Genomic DNA, 22,009 nt, shown 5'->3' on the forward strand with positions numbered 1-22,009 from the left:
GGTTCTGGTATGAAAGCTAAAAAGAAAACGCTTGAAGTAAGAAGATTAGTAACTGCAATAAAATTATCAAGCCTTGCTTATGCTGGTGTGCTTGCGGGGATTTTGAGCCCCATGGCTTATGCGGGTCCTGAGGGCGGTGTAGTGACCGGAGGTGAAGGTACGATTGATGTGGATGGTTCAACCACAACAATCGATCAGGTCACTGATTTGCTATCGATAGATTGGGAATCATTTAACCTAAGCCCGGAAGAACTGGTCAAGTTTTTACAACCTGATTCCTCATCCATCGTACTTAACCGTATTTTAGGGCAGGATCCAACTACGATTCACGGATCAATTGAGGCGAATGGACATGTAATTCTTGTTAATCCGCGAGGAGTGCTTTTTACTGAAACTGCAACAGTGAATGTAGGTGCCATCACCGCTTCTGGGCTTGATATGAATCCAGAAGACTTCATGAATGGGGATTTTATTTTCCAGGGTGAAGATGGTTCATCGGGCATTGTCGTAAACCGTGGGGTAATTAATGCATCCAGTGCGCTATTGGTAGGAAAACAGGTTACCAATGCATCTTCAGGGTTGATTAGTGCAGAGCTGGTTAGTTTGGCTGCGGCTGATGAAGCATTACTCACATTCGATGCGGATGGGCTTATTGGTCTCAAAATTACTAAAGAGGTCATGGAGAATGATCTGGGTGTAGATAGTGCCGTACTAAATGAAGGAGCTATTGAGGGCGCGCAAGTATTAATGGAGGCTAGCGTCTCTGGTGATCTATTTACAGCTGCAGTAAATAATGAAGGTACGATAAAGGCAAAAGGCATTGATACCAGCGGGGGAAAAATTCGCTTATTTGGTTCTGGTAGTGGTGTTGCCAACAGTGGAACTTTAGATGCCTCAGGCATAGCTGGTGGTGAAATTGTATTAGAGGGTGATACTGCTGAGCACACCGGACAAATAAGTGTTACGGGTAATTCCGGAAATGGTGGTTATGTTGCGGTGTTAGGTGACGAGGTTTTCCTTGCAGGCGATATTGATGCTCGTGGTACAGATTCCGGCGGTGAGGTACTTATCGGGGGAGATTATCAAGGAGTAAATCCCGAAATTCGCAATGCCGAATTTACGACGGTCACAAGTGAGGCAAATATTAATGCGAGTGGTATTGGAAATGCTAAGGGTGGCAAGGTCATCGTATGGTCCGATATTACTACGGAGTTTGGCGGGACTATCCTGGCGGAGTCAGGGGCTGCTGGCGGTGATGGTGGTTTAGTAGAAACTTCTGGTAAGCAATACCTTCATCTTGATGAAGAGGATATGTTTGTATCCACATTGAGCCATGGTGATGGAGAAACGGGTAACTGGCTACTGGATCCAGGCTGGATGGAAATTGCTGACGATCCTTGTGTCACAAACAATTGTGTTTCGGTTTCAGCTGTAGTAAGTGCACTGGCGAATAATAATATAGAGATCAGTGTTACTGATGCTAATAATGGTTCAGGTCCCGGTGGACCTGTAACCCCATCTGGCGGTGATTTTTCAGATGGAATTCTTGTTGCTGACTCCATTGCATGGACTACGGCTCATACTTTGACGCTGACCTCGTATAGCGGTGTAAAAATTGATAATGGAGTTACAGTTTCAGCAGTAAATGGTGGCCTGACAGTTAATGCTGGAGGGTCGTTTACCAATGAAGGTTCAATTACTGTTTCCGACTTCTCTCTCTCGGTTGGTGGTACAGATGACAATACGATTAATGAACTTGGTGATATCACAGTCACAAACTCCGGGACCGTTGTAGCTAACAGTGGTGACGACTTGTTTACCCTATCAGATAGCGCCGATTCCTTAATAGTCAATGGAACTAAATCTTTTTCTATCGATGCTATCTCTTTTTCTGGGGTGGAGAAGGTTGATTTGGGGGATGGCACCGACAGCGTAACTGGCGCAGACGGTGTTAACTGGGAACTCACTGGTACCGACTATCAAGCAAAAAATAGCGGGATCACCTTTAGTAATGTCGAGAATCTCACAGCGACGAATGCAGCTCTTGTGGGTACAACGAATGCAGATGCATTTATTTTACAGGCCGATGGGAATGTAAAAGCTTATGAGCTGACGGTTTCCGGCATGTCCTCCGTGAACGGCAATGGCGATAGCGATAGCCTGGATGCCAGTGCTTACAGCGATGGCCTGGCGTTGACAGGCGCTGTGAATCAAGTCACTGCTGAATCAGGCACCCTGACTTTTGATGGTATCGCCAGCGCGGTGACCGCGACGTTGACCGGCAGCAGTGGTGTCGATGCCTTTGAGATTACCGGCAACAATGCCCTGGATGTTGCGGACATCAGCTTTAGTGGGCTGAGCACTGTCAATGCAGGTTCAGGTACCGATAGTGTTGCGGCATTGGGAGTTGTGACTCTGACCGGAGTCGATAACGAAGCCTCCACAAGTTTGATCGATTTTAGCGGTATCGACAGTGTTACTGGCGGTAGCCTGGAGGGTTCTGCGAATGCAGATACCTTCGTAGTGGTTAGCAATACCAATGTCACCGCGAACAGCATCAGCTTCACTGGTTTTAGTGGGGATATTGATGCGAAGGATGGTGCCGACAGCGTAACTGGCGCAGACGGTGTTAACTGGGAACTCACTGGTACCGACTATCAAGCAAAAAATAGCGGGATCACCTTTAGCAATGTCGAAAACCTCACAGCGACGAATGCAGGTCTTGTGGGTACAACGAATGCAGATGCATTTATTTTACAGGCCGATGGGAATGTAAAAGCTTATGAGCTGACGGTTTCCGGCATGTCCTCCGTGAACGGCAATGGCGATAGCGATAGCCTGGATGCCAGTGCTTACAGCGATGGCCTGGCGTTGACAGGCGCAGTGAATCAAGTCACTGCTGAATCAGGCACCCTGACTTTTGACGGTATCGTCAGTGCGGTGACCGCGACGTTGACCGGCAGCAGTGGTGTCGATGCCTTTGAGATTACCGGCAACAGTGCCCTGGATGTTGCGGACATCAGCTTTAGTGGGCTGAGCACTGTCAATGCAGGTTCAGGTACCGATAGTGTTGTGGCATTGGGAGTTGTGACTCTGACCGGAGTCGATAACGAAGCCTCCACAAGTTTGATCGATTTTAGCGGTATCGACAGTGTTAGTGGCGGTAGCCTGGAGGGTTCTGCGAATGCAGATACCTTCGTCGTGGTTAGCAATACCAATGTCACCGCGAACAGCATCAGCTTCACTGGTTTTAGTGGTGATATTGATGCGAAGGATGGTGCCGACAGCGTAACTGGCGCAGACGGTGTTAACTGGGAACTCACTGGTACCGACTATCAAGCAAAAAATAGCGGGATCACCTTTAGTAATGTCGAGAATCTCACAGCGACGAATGCAGCTCTTGTGGGTACAACGAATGCAGATGCATTTATTTTACAGGCCGATGGGAATGTAAAAGCTTATGAGCTGACGGTTTCCGGCATGTCCTCCGTGAACGGCAATGGCGATAGCGATAGCCTGGATGCCAGTGCTTACAGCGATGGCCTGGCGTTGACAGGCGCTGTGAACCAAGTAACTGCTGAATCAGGCACCCTGACTTTTGATGGTATCGTCAGTGCGGTGACCGCGACGTTGACCGGCAGCAGTGGTGTCGATGCCTTTGAGATTACCGGCAACAGTGCCCTGGATGTTGCGGACATCAGCTTTAGTGGGCTGAGCACTGTCAATGCAGGTTCAGGTACCGATAGTGTTGTGGCATTGGGAGTTGTGACTCTGACCGGAGTCGATAACGAAGCCTCCACAAGTTTGATCGACTTTAGCGGTATCGACAGTGTTAGTGGCGGTAGCCTGGAGGGTTCTGCGAATGCAGATACCTTCGTCGTGGTTAGCAATACCAATGTCACCGCGAACAGCATCAGCTTCACTGGTTTTAGTGGTGATATTGATGCGAAGGATGGTGCCGACAGCGTAACTGGCGCAGACGGTGTTAACTGGGAACTCACTGGTACCGACTATCAAGCAAAAAATAGCGGGATCACCTTTAGCAATGTCGAAAACCTCACAGCGACGAATGCAGGTCTTGTGGGTACAACGAATGCAGATGCATTTATTTTACAGGCCGATGGGAATGTAAAAGCTTATGAGCTGACGGTTTCCGGCATGTCCTCCGTGAACGGCAATGGCGATAGCGATAGCCTGGATGCCAGTGCTTACAGCGATGGCCTGGCGTTGACAGGCGCAGTGAACCAAGTCACTGCTGAATCAGGCACCCTGACTTTTGACGGTATCGTCAGTGCAGTGACCGCGACGTTGACCGGCAGCAGTGGTGTCGATGCCTTTGAGATTACCGGCAACAGTGCCCTGGATGTTGCGGACATCAGCTTTAGTGGGCTGAGCACTGTCAATGCAGGTTCAGGTACCGATAGTGTTGTGGCATTGGGAGTTGTGACTCTGACCGGAGTCGATAACGAAGCCTCCACAAGTTTGATCGATTTTAGCGGTATCGACAGTGTTAGTGGCGGTAGCCTGGAGGGTTCTGCGAATGCAGATACCTTCGTCGTGGTTAGCAATACCAATGTCACCGCGAACAGCATCAGCTTCACTGGTTTTAGTGGTGATATTGATGCGAAGGATGGTGCCGACAGCGTAACTGGCGCCGGTGGTGCCAACTGGATCTTAACCGGCACCAGCAAACAAGCCAGTAACAGCAGTATTACCTTCTCTAATGTAGAGTCCCTCACTGCAGTCAATGCCAATCTGCTGGGCACCAGTGGCACAGATGCATTTGTGCTGCAATCCGGTGGGGATGTTGCGGTTTACGACCTGACCGTGAGTGGTATGTCTGCTGTGGACGGCAATGGCGGCGATGACAGCCTGAATGCCAGCGCCTATAGCGATGGCCTGACCCTGACCGGCACCAACAATCAGGTGGCCGCGGGCTCCCTGACCTTCGACGGCATTGTCAGTGCGGTGACTGCAGCACTGACCGGTACCGACAATGCCGATAGCTTTGTGGTGGATGGCAGCAATGCCGCCAGCAGCTACGGTATTGCCTTCAGCGGCTTGAGCACGATCAATGCCCTGGATGGCAGTGACAGTGTGATCGGTGCCGATGGTGCCAACTGGACCTTAACCGGCACCAGCAAACAAGCCAGCAACAGCAGTATTACCTTCTCCAATGTAGAGTCCCTCACCGCGGTCAATGCCAACCTGCTGGGCACAGCGAGTGTAGATGCCTTCACCCTGCAATCGAATGGGGATGTTGCGGTTTACGACCTGACCGTGAGTGGTATGTCTGCAGTGGACGGCAATGGCGGCGATGACAGCCTGAATGCCAGCGCCTATAGCGATGGCCTGACCCTGACCGGCACCAACAATCAGGTGGCCGCGGGCTCCCTGACCTTCGACGGCATTGTCAGTGCGGTGACTGCAGCACTGACCGGTACCGACAATGCCGATAGCTTTGTGGTGGATGGCAGCAATGCCGCCAGCAGCTACGGTATTGCCTTCAGCGGCTTGAGCACGATCAATGCCCTGGATGGCAGTGACAGTGTGATCGGCGCCGATGGTGCCAACTGGATCTTAACCGGCACCAGCAAACAAGCCAGCAACAGCAGTATTACCTTCTCCAATGTAGAGTCCCTCACTGCAGTCAATGCCAATCTGCTGGGCACTAATGGCACAGATGCATTTGTGCTGCAATCCGGTGGGGATGTTGCGGTTTACGACCTGACCGTGAGTGGTATGTCCGTTGTTGATGGCCAGGGTGGCGATGACAGTCTGAATGCCAGCGCTTACAGCGATGGCCTGGCGTTGACAGGCGCTGTGAACCAAGTAACTGCTGAATCAGGCACCCTGACCTTTGACGGTATCGTCAGTGCAGTGACCGCGACGTTGACCGGCAGCAGTGGTATCGATGCCTTTGAGATTACCGGCAACAGTGCTCTGGATGTTGCGGACATCAGCTTTAGTGGGCTGAGCACTGTCAATGCAGGTTCAGGTACCGATAGTGTTGTGGCATTGGGAGTTGTGACTCTGACCGGAGTCGATAACGAAGCCTCCACAAGTTTGATCGACTTTAGCGGTATCGACAGTATCAGCGGGGGTAGCCTGGAAGGCTCAGGTAATAGTGACACTTTTGTAGTCACAGGCCTGAATGCGCTGACGGCTAATAAAATTGCTTTCAGCAGTATCAGTAGTGTGGATGCAAAGGGTGGTAGTGACAGCGTAACCGGCGCCGATGGTGCCAACTGGATCTTAACCGGCAGTAGCAAACAAGCCAGCAACAGCAGTATTACCTTCTCCAATGTAGAGTCCCTCACTGCAGTCAATGCCAATCTGCTGGGCACCAGTGGCACAGATGCATTTGTGCTGCAATCCGGTGGGGATGTTGCGGTTTACGACCTGACCGTGAGTGGTATGTCTGCTGTGGACGGCAATGGCGGCGATGACAGCCTGAATGCCAGTGCTTACAGCGATGGCCTGGCGTTGACAGGCGCAGTGAATCAAGTCACTGCTGAATCAGGCACCCTGACTTTTGACGGTATCGCCAGCGCGGTGACCGCGACGTTGACCGGCAGCAGTGGTGTCGATGCCTTTGAGATTACCGGCAACAATGCCCTGGATGTTGCGGACATCAGCTTTAGTGGGCTGAGCACTGTCAATGCAGGTTCAGGTACCGATAGTGTTGTGGCATTGGGAGTTGTGACTCTGACCGGAGTCGATAACGAAGCCTCCACAAGTTTGATTGATTTTAGCGGTATCGACAGTGTTACTGGCGGTAGCCTGGAGGGTTCTGCGAATGCAGATACCTTCGTCGTGGTTAGCAATACCAATGTCACCGCGAACAGCATCAGCTTCACTGGCTTTAGTGGGGATATTGATGCGAAGGATGGTGCCGACAGCGTAACTGGCGCCGATGGTGCCAACTGGATCTTAACCGGCACCAGCAAACAAGCCAGCAACAGCAGTATTACCTTCTCCAATGTAGAGTCCCTCACCGCGGTCAATGCCAACCTGCTGGGCACAGCGAGTGTAGATGCCTTCACCCTGCAATCGAATGGGGATGTTGCGGTTTACGACCTGACCGTGAGTGGTATGTCCGTTGTTGATGGCCAGGGTGGCGATGACAGCCTGAATGCCAGCGCCTATAGCGATGGCCTGACCCTGACCGGCACCAACAATCAGGTGGCCGCGGGCTCCCTGACCTTCGACGGCATTGTCAGTGCGGTGACTGCAGCACTGACCGGTACCGACAATGCCGATAGCTTTGTGGTGGATGGCAGCAATGCCGCCAGCAGCTACGGTATTGCCTTCAGCGGCTTGAGCACGATCAATGCCCTGGATGGCAGTGACAGTGTGATCGGTGCCGATGGTGCCAACTGGACCTTAACCGGCACCAGCAAACAAGCCAGCAACAGCAGTATTACCTTCTCCAATGTAGAGTCCCTCACCGCGGTCAATGCCAACCTGCTGGGCACAGCGAGTGTAGATGCCTTCACCCTGCAATCGAATGGGGATGTTGCGGTTTACGACCTGACCGTGAGTGGTATGTCTGCAGTGGACGGCAATGGCGGCGATGACAGCCTGAATGCCAGCGCCTATAGCGATGGCCTGACCCTGACCGGCACCAACAATCAGGTGGCCGCGGGCTCCCTGACCTTCGACGGCATTGTCAGTGCGGTGACTGCAGCACTGACCGGTACCGACAATGCCGATAGCTTTGTGGTGGATGGCAGCAATGCCGCCAGCAGCTACGGTATTGCCTTCAGCGGCTTGAGCACGATCAATGCCCTGGATGGCAGTGACAGTGTGATCGGCGCCGATGGTGCCAACTGGATCTTAACCGGCACCAGCAAACAAGCCAGCAACAGCAGTATTACCTTCTCCAATGTAGAGTCCCTCACTGCAGTCAATGCCAATCTGCTGGGCACTAATGGCACAGATGCATTTGTGCTGCAATCCGGTGGGGATGTTGCGGTTTACGACCTGACCGTGAGTGGTATGTCCGTTGTTGATGGCCAGGGTGGCGATGACAGTCTGAATGCCAGCGCTTACAGCGATGGCCTGGCGTTGACAGGCGCTGTGAACCAAGTAACTGCTGAATCAGGCACCCTGACCTTTGACGGTATCGTCAGTGCAGTGACCGCGACGTTGACCGGCAGCAGTGGTATCGATGCCTTTGAGATTACCGGCAACAGTGCCCTGGATGTTGCGGACATCAGCTTTAGTGGGCTGAGCACTGTCAATGCAGGTTCAGGTACCGATAGTGTTGTGGCATTGGGAGTTGTGACTCTGACCGGAGTCGATAACGAAGCCTCCACAAGTTTGATCGACTTTAGCGGTATCGACAGTATCAGCGGGGGTAGCCTGGAAGGCTCAGGTAATAGTGACACTTTTGTAGTCACAGGCCTGAATGCGCTGACGGCTAATAAAATTGCTTTCAGCAGTATCAGTAGTGTGGATGCAAAGGGTGGTAGTGACAGCGTAACCGGCGCCGATGGTGCCAACTGGATCTTAACCGGCACCAGTAAACAAGCCAGCAACAGCAGTATTACCTTCTCCAATGTAGAGTCCCTCACTGCAGTCAATGCCAACCTGCTGGGCACCAGTGGCACAGATGCATTTGTGCTGCAATCCGGTGGGGATGTTGCGGTTTACGACCTGACCGTGAGTGGTATGTCTGCTGTGGACGGCAATGGCGGCGATGACAGCCTGAATGCCAGTGCTTACAGCGATGGCCTGGCGTTGACAGGCGCAGTGAATCAAGTCACTGCTGAATCAGGCACTCTGACTTTTGACGGTATCGCCAGCGCGGTGACCGCGACGTTGACCGGCAGCAGTGGTGTCGATGCCTTTGAGATTACCGGCAACAATGCCCTGGATGTTGCGGACATCAGCTTTAGTGGGCTGAGCACTGTCAATGCAGGTTCAGGTACCGATAGTGTTGTGGCATTGGGAGTTGTGACTCTGACCGGAGTCGATAACGAAGCCTCCACAAGTTTGATTGATTTTAGCGGTATCGACAGTGTTACTGGCGGTAGCCTGGAGGGTTCTGCGAATGCAGATACCTTCGTCGTGGTTAGCAATACCAATGTCACCGCGAACAGCATCAGCTTCACTGGTTTTAGTGGGGATATTGATGCGAAGGATGGTGCCGACAGCGTAACTGGCGCCGATGGTGCCAACTGGATCTTAACCGGCACCAGCAAACAAGCCAGCAACAGCAATATTACCTTCTCCAATGTAGAGTCCCTCACCGCGGTCAATGCCAACCTGCTGGGCACAGCGAGTGTAGATGCCTTCACCCTGCAATCGAATGGGGATGTTGCGGTTTACGACCTGACCGTGAGTGGTATGTCCGTTGTTGATGGCCAGGGTGGCGATGACAGCCTGAATGCCAGCGCCTATAGCGATGGCCTGACCCTGACCGGCACCAACAATCAGGTGGCCGCGGGCTCCCTGACCTTCGACGGTATTGTCAGTGCGGTGACTGCAGCACTGACCGGTACCGACAATGCCGATAGCTTTGTGGTTGATGGCAGCAATGCCGCCAGCAGCTACGGTATCGCCTTCAGCGGCTTGAGCACGATCAATGCCCTGGATGGCAGTGACAGTGTGATCGGCGCCGATGGTGCCAACTGGACCTTAACCGGCACCAGCAAACAAGCCAGCAACAGCAGTATTACCTTCTCCAATGTAGAGTCCCTCACCGCGGTCAATGCCAACCTGCTGGGCACAGCGAGTGTAGATGCCTTCACCCTGCAATCGAATGGGGATGTTGCGGTTTACGACCTGACCGTGAGTGGTATGTCCGCTGTTGATGGCCAGGGTGGCGATGACAGCCTGAATGCCAGCGCCTATAGCGATGGCCTGACCCTGACCGGCACCAACAATCAGGTGGCCGCGGGCTCCCTGACCTTCGACGGCATTGTCAGTGCGGTGACTGCAGCACTGACCGGTACCGACAATGCCGATAGCTTTGTGGTTGATGGCAGCAATGCCGCCAGCAGCTACGGTATTGCCTTCAGCGGCTTGAGCACGATCAATGCCCTGGATGGCAGTGACAGTGTGATCGGCGCCGATGGTGCCAACTGGACCTTAACCGGCACCAGCAAACAAGCCAGCAACAGCAGTATTACCTTCTCCAATGTAGAGTCCCTCACCGCGGTCAATGCCAACCTGCTGGGCACAGCGAGTGTAGATGCCTTCACCCTGCAATCGAATGGGGATGTTGCGGTTTACGACCTGACCGTGAGTGGTATGTCCGCTGTTGATGGCCAGGGTGGCGATGACAGCCTGAATGCCAGCGCCTATAGCGATGGCCTGACCCTGACCGGCACCAACAATCAGGTGGCCGCGGGCTCCCTGACCTTCGACGGCATTGTCAGTGCGGTGACTGCAGCACTGACCGGTACCGACAATGCCGATAGCTTTGTGGTTGATGGCAGCAATGCCGCCAGCAGCTACGGTATCGCCTTCAGCGGCTTGAGCACGATCAATGCCCTGGATGGCAGTGACAGTGTGATCGGCGCCGATGGTGCCAACTGGACCTTAACCGGCACCAGCAAACAAGCCAGCAACAGCAGTATTACCTTCTCCAATGTAGAGTCCCTCACCGCGGTCAATGCCAACCTGCTGGGCACAGCGAGTGTAGATGCCTTCACCCTGCAATCGAATGGGGATGTTGCGGTTTACGACCTGACCGTGAGTGGTATGTCCGTTGTTGATGGCCAGGGTGGCGATGACAGCCTGAATGCCAGCGCCTATAGCGATGGCCTGACCCTGACCGGCACCAACAATCAGGTGGCCGCGGGCTCCCTGACCTTCGACGGCATTGTCAGTGCGGTGACTGCAGCACTGACCGGTACCGACAATGCCGATAGCTTTGTGGTTGATGGCAGCAATGCCGCCAGCAGCTACGGTATCGCCTTCAGCGGCTTGAGCACGATCAATGCCCTGGATGGCAGTGACAGTGTGATCGGCGCCGATGGTGCCAACTGGACCTTAACCGGCACCAGTAAACAAGCCAGCAACAGCAGTATTACCTTCTCCAATGTAGAGTCCCTCACCGCGGTCAATGCCAACCTGCTGGGCACAGCGAGTGTAGATGCCTTCACCCTGCAATCGAATGGGGATGTTGCGGTTTACGACCTGACCGTGAGTGGTATGTCCGCTGTTGATGGCCAGGGTGGCGATGACAGCCTGAATGCCAGCGCCTATAGCGATGGCCTGACCCTGACCGGCACCAACAATCAGGTGGCCGCGGGCTCCCTGACCTTCGACGGTATTGTCAGTGCGGTGACTGCAGCACTGACCGGTACCGACAATGCCGATAGCTTTGTGGTTGATGGCAGCAATGCCGCCAGCAGCTACGGTATCGCCTTCAGCGGCTTGAGCACGATCAATGCCCTGGATGGCAGTGACAGTGTGATCGGCGCCGATGGTGCCAACTGGACCTTAACCGGCACCAGCAAACAAGCCAGCAACAGCAGTATTACCTTCTCCAATGTAGAGTCCCTCACCGCGGTTAATGCCAACCTGCTGGGCACAGCGAGTGTAGATGCCTTCACCCTGCAATCGAATGGGGATGTTGCGGTTTACGACCTGACCGTGAGTGGTATGTCCGCTGTTGATGGCCAGGGTGGCGATGACAGCCTGAATGCCAGCGCTTACAGCGATGGCCTGGCGTTGACAGGCGCAGTGAATCAAGTCACTGCTGAATCAGGCACCCTGACCTTTGACGGTATCGTCAGTGCGGTGACCGCGACGTTGACCGGCAGCAGTGGTATCGATGCCTTTGAGATTACCGGCAACAGTGCCCTGGATGTTGCGGACATCAGCTTTAGTGGGCTGAGCACTGTCAATGCAGGTTCAGGTACCGATAGTGTTGTGGCATTGGGAGTTGTGACTCTGACCGGAGTCGATAACGAAGCCTCCACAAGTTTGATCGACTTTAGCGGTATCGACAGTATCAGCGGGGGTAGCCTGGAAGGCTCAGGTAATAGTGACACTTTTGTAGTCACAGGCCTGAATGCGCTGACGGCTAATAAAATTGCTTTCAGCAGTATCAGTAGTGTGGATGCAAAGGGTGGTAGTGACAGCGTAACCGGCGCCGATGGTGCCAACTGGATCTTAACCGGCACCAGTAAACAAGCCAGCAACAGCAGTATTACCTTCTCCAATGTAGAGTCCCTCACTGCAGTCAATGCCAACCTGCTGGGCACCAGTGGCACAGATGCATTTGTGCTGCAATCCGGTGGGGATGTTGCGGTTTACGACCTGATCGTGAGTGGTATGTCCGTTGTTGATGGCCAGGGTGGCGATGACAGCCTGAATGCCAGCGCCTATAGCGATGGCCTGACCCTGACCGGCACCAACAATCAGGTGGCCGCGGGCTCCCTGACCTTCGACGGTATTGTCAGTGCGGTGACTGCAGCACTGACCGGTACCGACAATGCCGATAGCTTTGTGGTTGATGGCAGCAATGCCGCCAGCAGCTACGGTATCGCCTTCAGCGGCTTGAGCACGATCAATGCCCTGGATGGCAGTGACAGTGTGATCGGCGCCGATGGTGCCAACTGGACCTTAACCGGCACCAGCAAACAAGCCAGCAACAGCAGTATTACCTTCTCCAATGTAGAGTCCCTCACCGCGGTCAATGCCAACCTGCTGGGCACAGCGAGTGTAGATGCCTTCACCCTGCAATCGAATGGGGATGTTGCGGTTTACGACCTGACCGTGAGTGGTATGTCCGCTGTTGATGGCCAGGGTGGCGATGACAGCCTGAATGCCAGCGCCTATAGCGATGGCCTGACCCTGACCGGCACCAACAATCAGGTGGCCGCGGGCTCCCTGACCTTCGACGGCATTGTCAGTGCGGTGACTGCAGCACTGACCGGTACCGACAATGCCGATAGCTTTGTGGTTGATGGCAGCAATGCCGCCAGCAGCTACGGTATTGCCTTCAGCGGCTTGAGCACGATCAATGCCCTGGATGGCAGTGACAGTGTGATCGGCGCCGATGGTGCCAACTGGACCTTAACCGGCACCAGCAAACAAGCCAGCAACAGCAGTATTACCTTCTCCAATGTAGAGTCCCTCACCGCGGTCAATGCCAACCTGCTGGGCACAGCGAGTGTAGATGCCTTCACCCTGCAATCGAATGGGGATGTTGCGGTTTACGACCTGACCGTGAGTGGTATGTCCGCTGTTGATGGCCAGGGTGGCGATGACAGCCTGAATGCCAGCGCCTATAGCGATGGCCTGACCCTGACCGGCACCAACAATCAGGTGGCCGCGGGCTCCCTGACCTTCGACGGCATTGTCAGTGCGGTGACTGCAGCACTGACCGGTACCGACAATGCCGATAGCTTTGTGGTTGATGGCAGCAATGCCGCCAGCAGCTACGGTATCGCCTTCAGCGGCTTGAGCACGATCAATGCCCTGGATGGCAGTGACAGTGTGATCGGCGCCGATGGTGCCAACTGGACCTTAACCGGCACCAGCAAACAAGCCAGCAACAGCAGTATTACCTTCTCCAATGTAGAGTCCCTCACCGCGGTCAATGCCAACCTGCTGGGCACAGCGAGTGTAGATGCCTTCACCCTGCAATCGAATGGGGATGTTGCGGTTTACGACCTGACCGTGAGTGGTATGTCCGTTGTTGATGGCCAGGGTGGCGATGACAGCCTGAATGCCAGCGCCTATAGCGATGGCCTGACCCTGACCGGCACCAACAATCAGGTGGCCGCGGGCTCCCTGACCTTCGACGGCATTGTCAGTGCGGTGACTGCAGCACTGACCGGTACCGACAATGCCGATAGCTTTGTGGTTGATGGCAGCAATGCCGCCAGCAGCTACGGTATCGCCTTCAGCGGCTTGAGCACGATCAATGCCCTGGATGGCAGTGACAGTGTGATCGGCGCCGATGGTGCCAACTGGACCTTAACCGGCACCAGCAAACAAGCCAGCAACAGCAGTATTACCTTCTCCAATGTAGAGTCCCTCACCGCGGTCAATGCCAACCTGCTGGGCACAGCGAGTGTAGATGCCTTCACCCTGCAATCGAATGGGGATGTTGCGGTTTACGACCTGACCGTGAGTGGTATGTCCGCTGTTGATGGCCAGGGTGGCGATGACAGCCTGAATGCCAGCGCCTATAGCGATGGCCTGACCCTGACCGGCACCAACAATCAGGTGGCCGCGGGCTCCCTGACCTTCGACGGTATTGTCAGTGCGGTGACTGCAGCACTGACCGGTACCGACAATGCCGATAGCTTTGTGGTTGATGGCAGCAATGCCGCCAGCAGCTACGGTATCGCCTTCAGCGGCTTGAGCACGATCAATGCCCTGGATGGCAGTGACAGTGTGATCGGCGCCGATGGTGCCAACTGGACCTTAACCGGCACCAGCAAACAAGCCAGCAACAGCAGTATTACCTTCTCCAATGTAGAGTCCCTCACCGCGGTTAATGCCAACCTGCTGGGCACAGCGAGTGTAGATGCCTTCACCCTGCAATCGAATGGGGATGTTGCGGTTTACGACCTGACCGTGAGTGGTATGTCCGCTGTTGATGGCCAGGGTGGCGATGACAGCCTGAATGCCAGCGCCTATAGCGATGGCCTGACCCTGACCGGCACCAACAATCAGGTGGCCGCGGGCTCCCTGACCTTCGACGGCATTGTCAGTGCGGTGACTGCAGCACTGACCGGTACCGACAATGCCGATAGCTTTGTGGTTGATGGCAGCAATGCCGCCAGCAGCTACGGTATTGCCTTCAGCGGCTTGAGCACGATCAATGCCCTGGATGGCAGTGACAGTGTGATCGGCGCCGATGGTGCCAACTGGACCTTAACCGGCACCAGCAAACAAGCCAGCAACAGCAGTATTACCTTCTCCAATGTAGAGTCCCTCACCGCGGTCAATGCCAACCTGCTGGGCACAGCGAGTGTAGATGCCTTCACCCTGCAATCGAATGGGGATGTTGCGGTTTACGACCTGACCGTGAGTGGTATGTCCGTTGTTGATGGCCAGGGTGGCGATGACAGCCTGAATGCCAGCGCCTACAGCGATGGCCTGACCCTGACCGGCACCAACAATCAGGTGGCCGCGGGCTCCCTGACCTTCGACGGCATTGTCAGTGCGGTGACTGCAGCACTGACCGGTACCGACAATGCCGATAGCTTTGTGGTTGATGGCAGCAATGCCGCCAGCAGCTACGGTATCGCCTTCAGCGGCTTGAGCACGATCAATGCCCTGGATGGCAGTGACAGTGTGATCGGCGCCGATGGTGCCAACTGGACCTTAACCGGCACCAGCAAACAAGCCAGCAACAGCAGTATTACCTTCTCCAATGTAGAGTCCCTCACCGCGGTCAATGCCAACCTGCTGGGCACAGCGAGTGTAGATGCCTTCACCCTGCAATCGAATGGGGATGTTGCGGTTTACGACCTGACCGTGAGTGGTATGTCCGTTGTTGATGGCCAGGGTGGCGATGACAGCCTGAATGCCAGCGCCTACAGCGATGGCCTGACCCTGACCGGCACCAACAATCAGGTGGCCGCGGGCTCCCTGACCTTCGACGGCATTGTCAGTGCGGTGACTGCAGCACTGACCGGTACCGACAATGCCGATAGCTTTGTGGTTGATGGCAGCAATGCCGCCAGCAGCTACGGTATCGCCTTCAGCGGCTTGAGTACGATCAATGCCCTGGATGGCAGTGACAGTGTGATCGGTACCGATGGTGCCAACTGGATCTTAACCGGCACCAGCAAACAAGCCAGCAACAGCAGTATTACCTTCTCCAATGTAGAGTCCCTCACCGCGGTCAATGCCAACCTGCTGGGCACAGCGAGTGTAGATGCCTTCACCCTGCAATCGAATGGGGATGTTGCGGTTTACGACCTGACCGTGAGTGGTATGTCCGTTGTTGATGGCCAGGGTGGCGATGACAGCCTGAATGCCAGCGCCTATAGCGATGGCCTGACCCTGACCGGCACCAACAATCAGGTGGCCGCGGGCTCCCTGACCTTCGACGGCATTGTCAGTGCGGTGACTGCAGCACTGACCGGTACCGACAATGCCGATAGCTTTGTGGTTGATGGCAGCAATGCCGCCAGCAGCTACGGTATTGCCTTCAGCGGCTTGAGCACGATCAATGCCCTGGATGGCAGTGACAGTGTGATCGGTGCCGATGGTGCCAACTGGATCTTAACCGGCAGTAGCAAACAAGCCAGCAACAGCAGTATTACCTTCTCCAATGTAGAGTCCCTCACCGCGGTCAATGCCAGCTTGTTGGGTAGTAGCGGTGCAGATGCATTTATTCTTCAGTCTGATGGCGATGTTGAAGCCTATTCAATGGTTGTCTCTGGAATGTCTGCAGTGGATGGCCAGGGAGGAAATAACAGCCTGGATGCAGTTTCTTTTGCTGATGGTCTTGCTCTTACTGGAGCTGATAACCAAGTATCGGCCGGGAGTTTGATTTTTGATGGCATTTTTACCGCTCTCACAGGAACATTGTTCGGCACCAGTAATGCTGACAATTTTGTGGTTGATGGTAGCAATGCAGTTACAAGTTACGGTATTGCCTTTAGCGGCGTTGGTAGTGTAGATGCGCAGGGAGGCAGTGATAATGTTGTTGGGGCTAGTGGTGCAGACTGGGTTCTTGCGGGGAATAATTTCGAGGCCACTAATAGCAGCATAAGTTTTTCTGGTGTAGAAACCCTTACTGTAAATAATGCAGATTTGTTGGGCACAGGTAATGCAGATGCATTTACTTTAGTGTCTGATGGAGATGTTGAAGTGTATGGTATGACCATCACTGGAATGTCAGCGGTGGATGGCAATGGCGGTGATGACAGCTTGGATGCCAGTACCTATAGTGATGGATTAGCACTAACCGAGACTGAAAATCAGCTTGTTGCAGGCTCGCTTATATTTAGCGGCATCTTCAGCGCTAATACTCCTGTCCTGACAAATACTAACGACTCAGCGCTTTTTGAATTGCAAGGAGCCCAGGCTCTTAAAACTGCGGGGATTAACTTCAGTGGCTTGGAGACGGTAAACACCACCGGTGCGGGTAGTTTATTGCTAGGTACCGAGGATAATGATGATTTCGTGTTGGGCTCTACTGGCGATATCAGTGTGGCCGGAATTGATTTTACCGGGCTCGAAACTATAGATGGTGCTGGCGGGAACGATTCCGTTAGCTCAGATGGGGCAGTTTGGACATCAACAAGTTCAAATAACTCACTGGTAAATGGTGGGGCTGAAGCTCTGGTAAATAGTTTAACTGTAGTTTTTGAGAATCTCGAACTAGTTCAAGGTGCAGGAACATATGTAGGACAAGATGTAAGCGGTGAATACCTGTTCAGTGCTCTGGATACGATGACCATTGGAGGAGTGACTTTTGAGGGCTTGGAAAGTCTAACTGCCGGTAGCGGAAGTGATGTCATCTATGGTGCAGATATAGATGCTGAATGGAATATTAGCGACTCTCAACAGAGTGTCAGTAGCGCGGGCGAAACCCTGATCTTCAGCGGTGTAGAATCTATTTTTGCTGGTGGAGGGGGTGACCAGTTCAAACTGTCAGGCGGAACGCTCACCGAAATTGATACAGGGGCAGGCAATGATTCAGTGCTATTGGCTGGAACCACTATCAGTACTGTGTCGTTGGGTGCTGGTGATGACTATGTGCAAGTAGATGCAGATAGTGCTCAAAATACACAGTTATCCGGTGGAAGTGGGAATGACTCCTTCCAATACAATCTCTCTGGGGCCACTTGGCAGATAAATTCAAACGGTAACCTTGTTGGTAATTTTATATATGACGGTTTTGAATATCTGGATAATACCGATGGTTCGCTCACACTGGAGACAGATTTAGGTTTTGATTTCGTAAATGGAGGAGATAATTCCAGTAACTTTAATTTGGATGGGGCCGGACTCATATTCGCTGCCAGTGGTATGCGCCTTGGATATGATGGTGAAGGCGATATTAATATTACTAGCAGCTCATCGGATACTATTGGTGGCAGCCTTAAGGCTAGCAGAGCTGAGTTGACTGTTGCTGGTGATGTAAATATTGAAGTTGAAGTGAATACCCTTGCTATAGCGACATCTGGTGCAGATATTAATATCAGTGTTTTATCCCAGGGAGACCTGGTTATTGATGAGATAAATGCAGGCCGGGGTAATGTGGAATTGGCCAGCTCAAACTTTGGAGCACTAACCGCCGAGACATATGGTGATACCCATATTACGGCCTCTACTGTGAAGTTAGGCACAGATACGAAGCTGTGGACGATTATCGGTGAGTCAGTTAATCCTTTACGATTGGATGTATCTGACACTCTGGATATTTATTCAGTAAGTTACTATGAGCCGGACTTTATTGGCCAAGTCCCTACCGTTACCAGTACTGGTGATGAGCTTCAATCGATAGCAGGGTCTCAGGCCTCTCAAGGGCTGAAATCTGCGGTACAAAATGCGGTAGAGGATTTTACCCAAGTTGACCCGGCAATTTTCAGCGCTGTTAAACCGTATAGTAGCGGTGTGGATGCAGTGAACTCTCCTGAGATGCGACTTAAGTCTGGGGAGCTATTGCCCTCTACAGTTTCTGCTGGTGGTGAACCTGTTCCAGGCTCGGAATTTGATGCAGTGCTGGATGAGGGGGTCAGCGAGGCACCTGCTGACGTTGTCGGTGAGATAGTACCTTTGGCTGGCAGTGCAGGGGGCTGATTTATCTCGGTAATTAAAGTTATTCTCTGAGTGAAAAGCCGGCCCTTGAGGACCGGCTTTTTTATTTCTCTTAACTACAGCAATTTGGGGAAGATGTTTAACAGAAGAAGGTAGGGATCAAGGAGGAAGACTTGCTAAGAGTTTAAGTATTTCACAACAAAAAAAGGCCGACTCTTTCGAGTCAGCCTTTTAGGAATTGGTGCCCAGGAGAGGACTTGAACCTCCACGACCGTAAGGTCACTAGCACCTGAAGCTAGCGCGTCTACCAATTCCGCCACCTGGGCAAATCAACGTGTGTTTCGTTGAGGACGCGAACTATAAGGATCCGGAAGGGGGGTGTCAACGGTTTTGTTGCGCCTATTTCAACATATCATCTGATGCTAGGGGAAATTTGGCGAAATCGCTTATAATGCGTGCAATAGCGGCGAAATCTTGATCAATTACTCTCTATCTCTGCCGCCTGCCTTTAACCGGATAACCTCCGGATGTCACCATATAGTTGGTGGCTACCTCAACAACGGATGCTGTTTTGACACAAAAGAATACCTCAGAGCCCCTTGCTTCTGATCCGCATGCTCAGCGCGAGGCGGAGAAATATGAAAAACCTGTTCCTAGTCGTGAATTTCTACTGCAGCTTTTAGAGCAACAGGCTGGACCTGTGCCTTGGGAGACAGTAGCGGAGCTTTTGGAGCTTCAGGACGAAGATCGTCGGGAAGGGGTACGCCGTCGCCTGATTGCTATGTCTCGTGATGGACAGATTGCCAGTAATCGCGCTGGCGATTTTGGTGTGCTGGATAAAATGAGCTTGGTTCGCGGTCGTGTTATTGGCCACCGCGATGGTTTCGGGTTCGTTATCCCCGGTGATGGCGGTACGGACTTGTTTCTATCTCACCGGCAGATGCGAAAAGTATTTGATGGCGATGAAGTCCTGGTACGAGAAACCCCGGGCGGTTTTCGTGGTAAGCGAGAAGGTGCGGTGGTTCGGGTTATTAAACATAACACCGAGCAATTGGCTGGACGCTTTTATCGGGAAAATGGCATCTGCTTTGTGCGGCCTGACAATCCCCGTATTAATCTCGATATTATGGTGGCGGCGGAGGATGCCGAGGGGACGGAACACGGCCAGTATGTGGTAGTGAAAATCGTGACTCAACCGGGGCGTGACCGTGTGCCCCAGGGAGAAGTCATTGAGGTGCTCGGTGATCACTTGGCGCCGGGTATGGAGATTGATGTCGCAATTCGCAACTACGGAATTCCGCATACGTGGCCCGGCGCTCTTCAGGCAGAGGTGGATGCAATTGCTGATGAGGTGCTGGAGGAGGACAAGAGGGCGCGAGTAGATCTGCGCCAGTTGCCTCTGGTAACTATTGATGGTGAAGACGCACGAGATTTTGACGATGCCGTCTTCTGCGAGTTGCAAGCAGATGACAGCTGGAAGCTCCTGGTGGCAATTGCCGACGTGTCTCATTATGTGCGCCCTGGTTCCGCCTTGGATGAGGAGGCGCACAGTCGTGGAAATTCAGTGTATTTCCCCGATTTCGTGGTGCCCATGTTACCGGAAAAATTATCCAATGGACTCTGCTCTCTCAATCCAATGGTAGATCGGTTGTGCATGGTGTGTGAGATGCATATTGATCGAACCGGTGAAATTCTTAATTACCGTTTCTTCGAGGGTGTGATGCGCAGTCATGCCCGCCTTACCTATACCCAGGTTGGCCAAATACTCGCAGAACGCGATAACCGGGCTAGCGGTACGCGCAAGCAGTTTGCGACTCTTACTCCGCATCTAGATAACCTGCATGACTTGTATCTGGCGTTACGTGGAGCTCGTGACCGTCGTGGGGCTATCGATTTTGAGACAACCGAGACCCGTATTCTCTTCGACAGTAATCGCAAAATTGAGCGCATTATTCCTGTTGAGCGAAATGATGCCCACAAGCTAATTGAAGAGTGCATGTTGGCGGCTAATGTCTGTGCGGCGAACCTGATGGAACTATCAGGGTTGCCTTCACTTTACCGTGTGCACGATGCTCCCAAGGAAGAAAAGCTCAGTAACCTGCGCGAATACTTGGGGGAGCTGGGGCTGCGCCTGCCAGGTGGAGCCGAACCTCAGCCCAGGGATTTCCAGGAGTTGCTAGAGCAGATTGAGGGCCGTGCAGATGCTCATATTATCCAAGTGATGCTGCTGCGTTCCATGAACCAGGCGGTATACCAGCCGGAAAATCGCGGCCACTTTGGTTTGGATTATCGAGCTTACGCTCACTTTACATCACCTATCCGTCGTTATCCCGACCTCTTGTTGCATAGAGCCCTGCGCTGGTTGGTTCGTAATGGAAGCGCCAATGAGCAAGCTGTAGCCAAAAAGGTTCATGCAGTGCCGGGTGCCAAGCCTATCGGCCGGGAGCAGATACTGCCTTACGATATGCCAGCGATGTTACAGCTTGGTGAGCAATGCTCCATGACTGAGCGACGCGCTGATGACGCCACACGGGATGTGGTTAGTTGGCTTAAGTGTGAATATTTGCAGGATCATGTAGGCGAAGTCTACCCGGGGGTGATCAGTGCAGTGACCGGTTTCGGTTTGTTTGTTGAATTGGATAACCTCTATGTGGAGGGGTTGATTCATGTGACTGCGTTACCGAAGGATTATTATCGCTTTGAGCAGGCTCATCAGCGGCTGATTGGTGAGCGCAGTGGCAAGCGATATCACCTTGGCGATTCGGTTACTGTACAGGTAGCAAGAGTCGACCTGGAGGAACGTAAGGTCGATTTTATCCTTGAGGGGTTGATACCGCGCAGTAAACAAAATAGAGCGGCGAGTAAAAAGGAAGAGGCTACCAGGGTTAGTGCTCGAGCGATGGAAATGGCGGTAGAGCACCAGCAGGAGCGAGAACGTCGGAGCAAACAGAAGAAGAAAATGGGAAGTAAAGCAGTATCTAACCCCTGGGCTAAGCATGCGGAAACCTCTACGGAGGTAGCCCCTTTCCGCAAACGTAAAGTTGGCTCTAAAGAAACCGTTTTGGTTGAGGAGTCTGCGCAGTGCAAATCTTCTTCTGCGAGGAAAAAGACAGATGATGAGGCTGGGGATCAACAAAAAACAGATATTCCAGTCAAGCGTCGCGGCAGCAAGCGTACACCTACGCGTAAAGGTGGGAAGCGCCCTGCGGTAGCTGCGCGCAAAGCGGCGCAGAAAGCAGAAAAGGCCAAGACCCGCGCAGGCAAAGTAAAAAAGAAGAAGAAAACTTCTTCTAAAAGCAAAAAGAAATAGTGA

Annotated in this window: 2 protein-coding genes and 1 tRNA gene; 2 read left to right on the plus strand and 1 reads right to left on the minus strand. The window is 53.1% G+C overall.

The features are described from left to right. Positions 1-9 precede the first annotated feature (9 nt). Complete coding sequence (locus tag ACJJI7_RS08230; RefSeq protein ID WP_444902337.1) at positions 10-18,738, plus strand: filamentous hemagglutinin N-terminal domain-containing protein; 18,729 nt, start codon at positions 10-12, stop codon at positions 18,736-18,738. A gap of 197 nt (positions 18,739-18,935) precedes the next feature. Here the strand turns inward: ACJJI7_RS08230 and ACJJI7_RS08235 are convergent. Further along, positions 18,936-19,022: transfer RNA gene (locus ACJJI7_RS08235), tRNA-Leu, on the minus strand. Positions 19,023-19,267: 245 nt separating this feature from the next. On the opposite strand from ACJJI7_RS08235, the gene rnr reads away from it, so the two are divergent. Then, positions 19,268-22,006 carry a ribonuclease R gene (gene rnr, locus ACJJI7_RS08240; protein ID WP_444902336.1) on the plus strand — a complete coding sequence of 913 codons (2,739 nt, stop codon included), beginning with the start codon at positions 19,268-19,270 and terminating at the stop codon, positions 22,004-22,006. Positions 22,007-22,009 lie beyond the last annotated feature (3 nt).

The sequence above is a fragment of the Microbulbifer variabilis genome, from assembly GCF_056232115.1.

Excerpts from the sequence above, each read along its gene's own strand:
- ACJJI7_RS08230 (WP_444902337.1), top strand. The coding sequence starts at position 10 with ATGAAAGCTAAAAAGAAAACGCTTGAAGTAAGAAGATTAGTAACTGCA.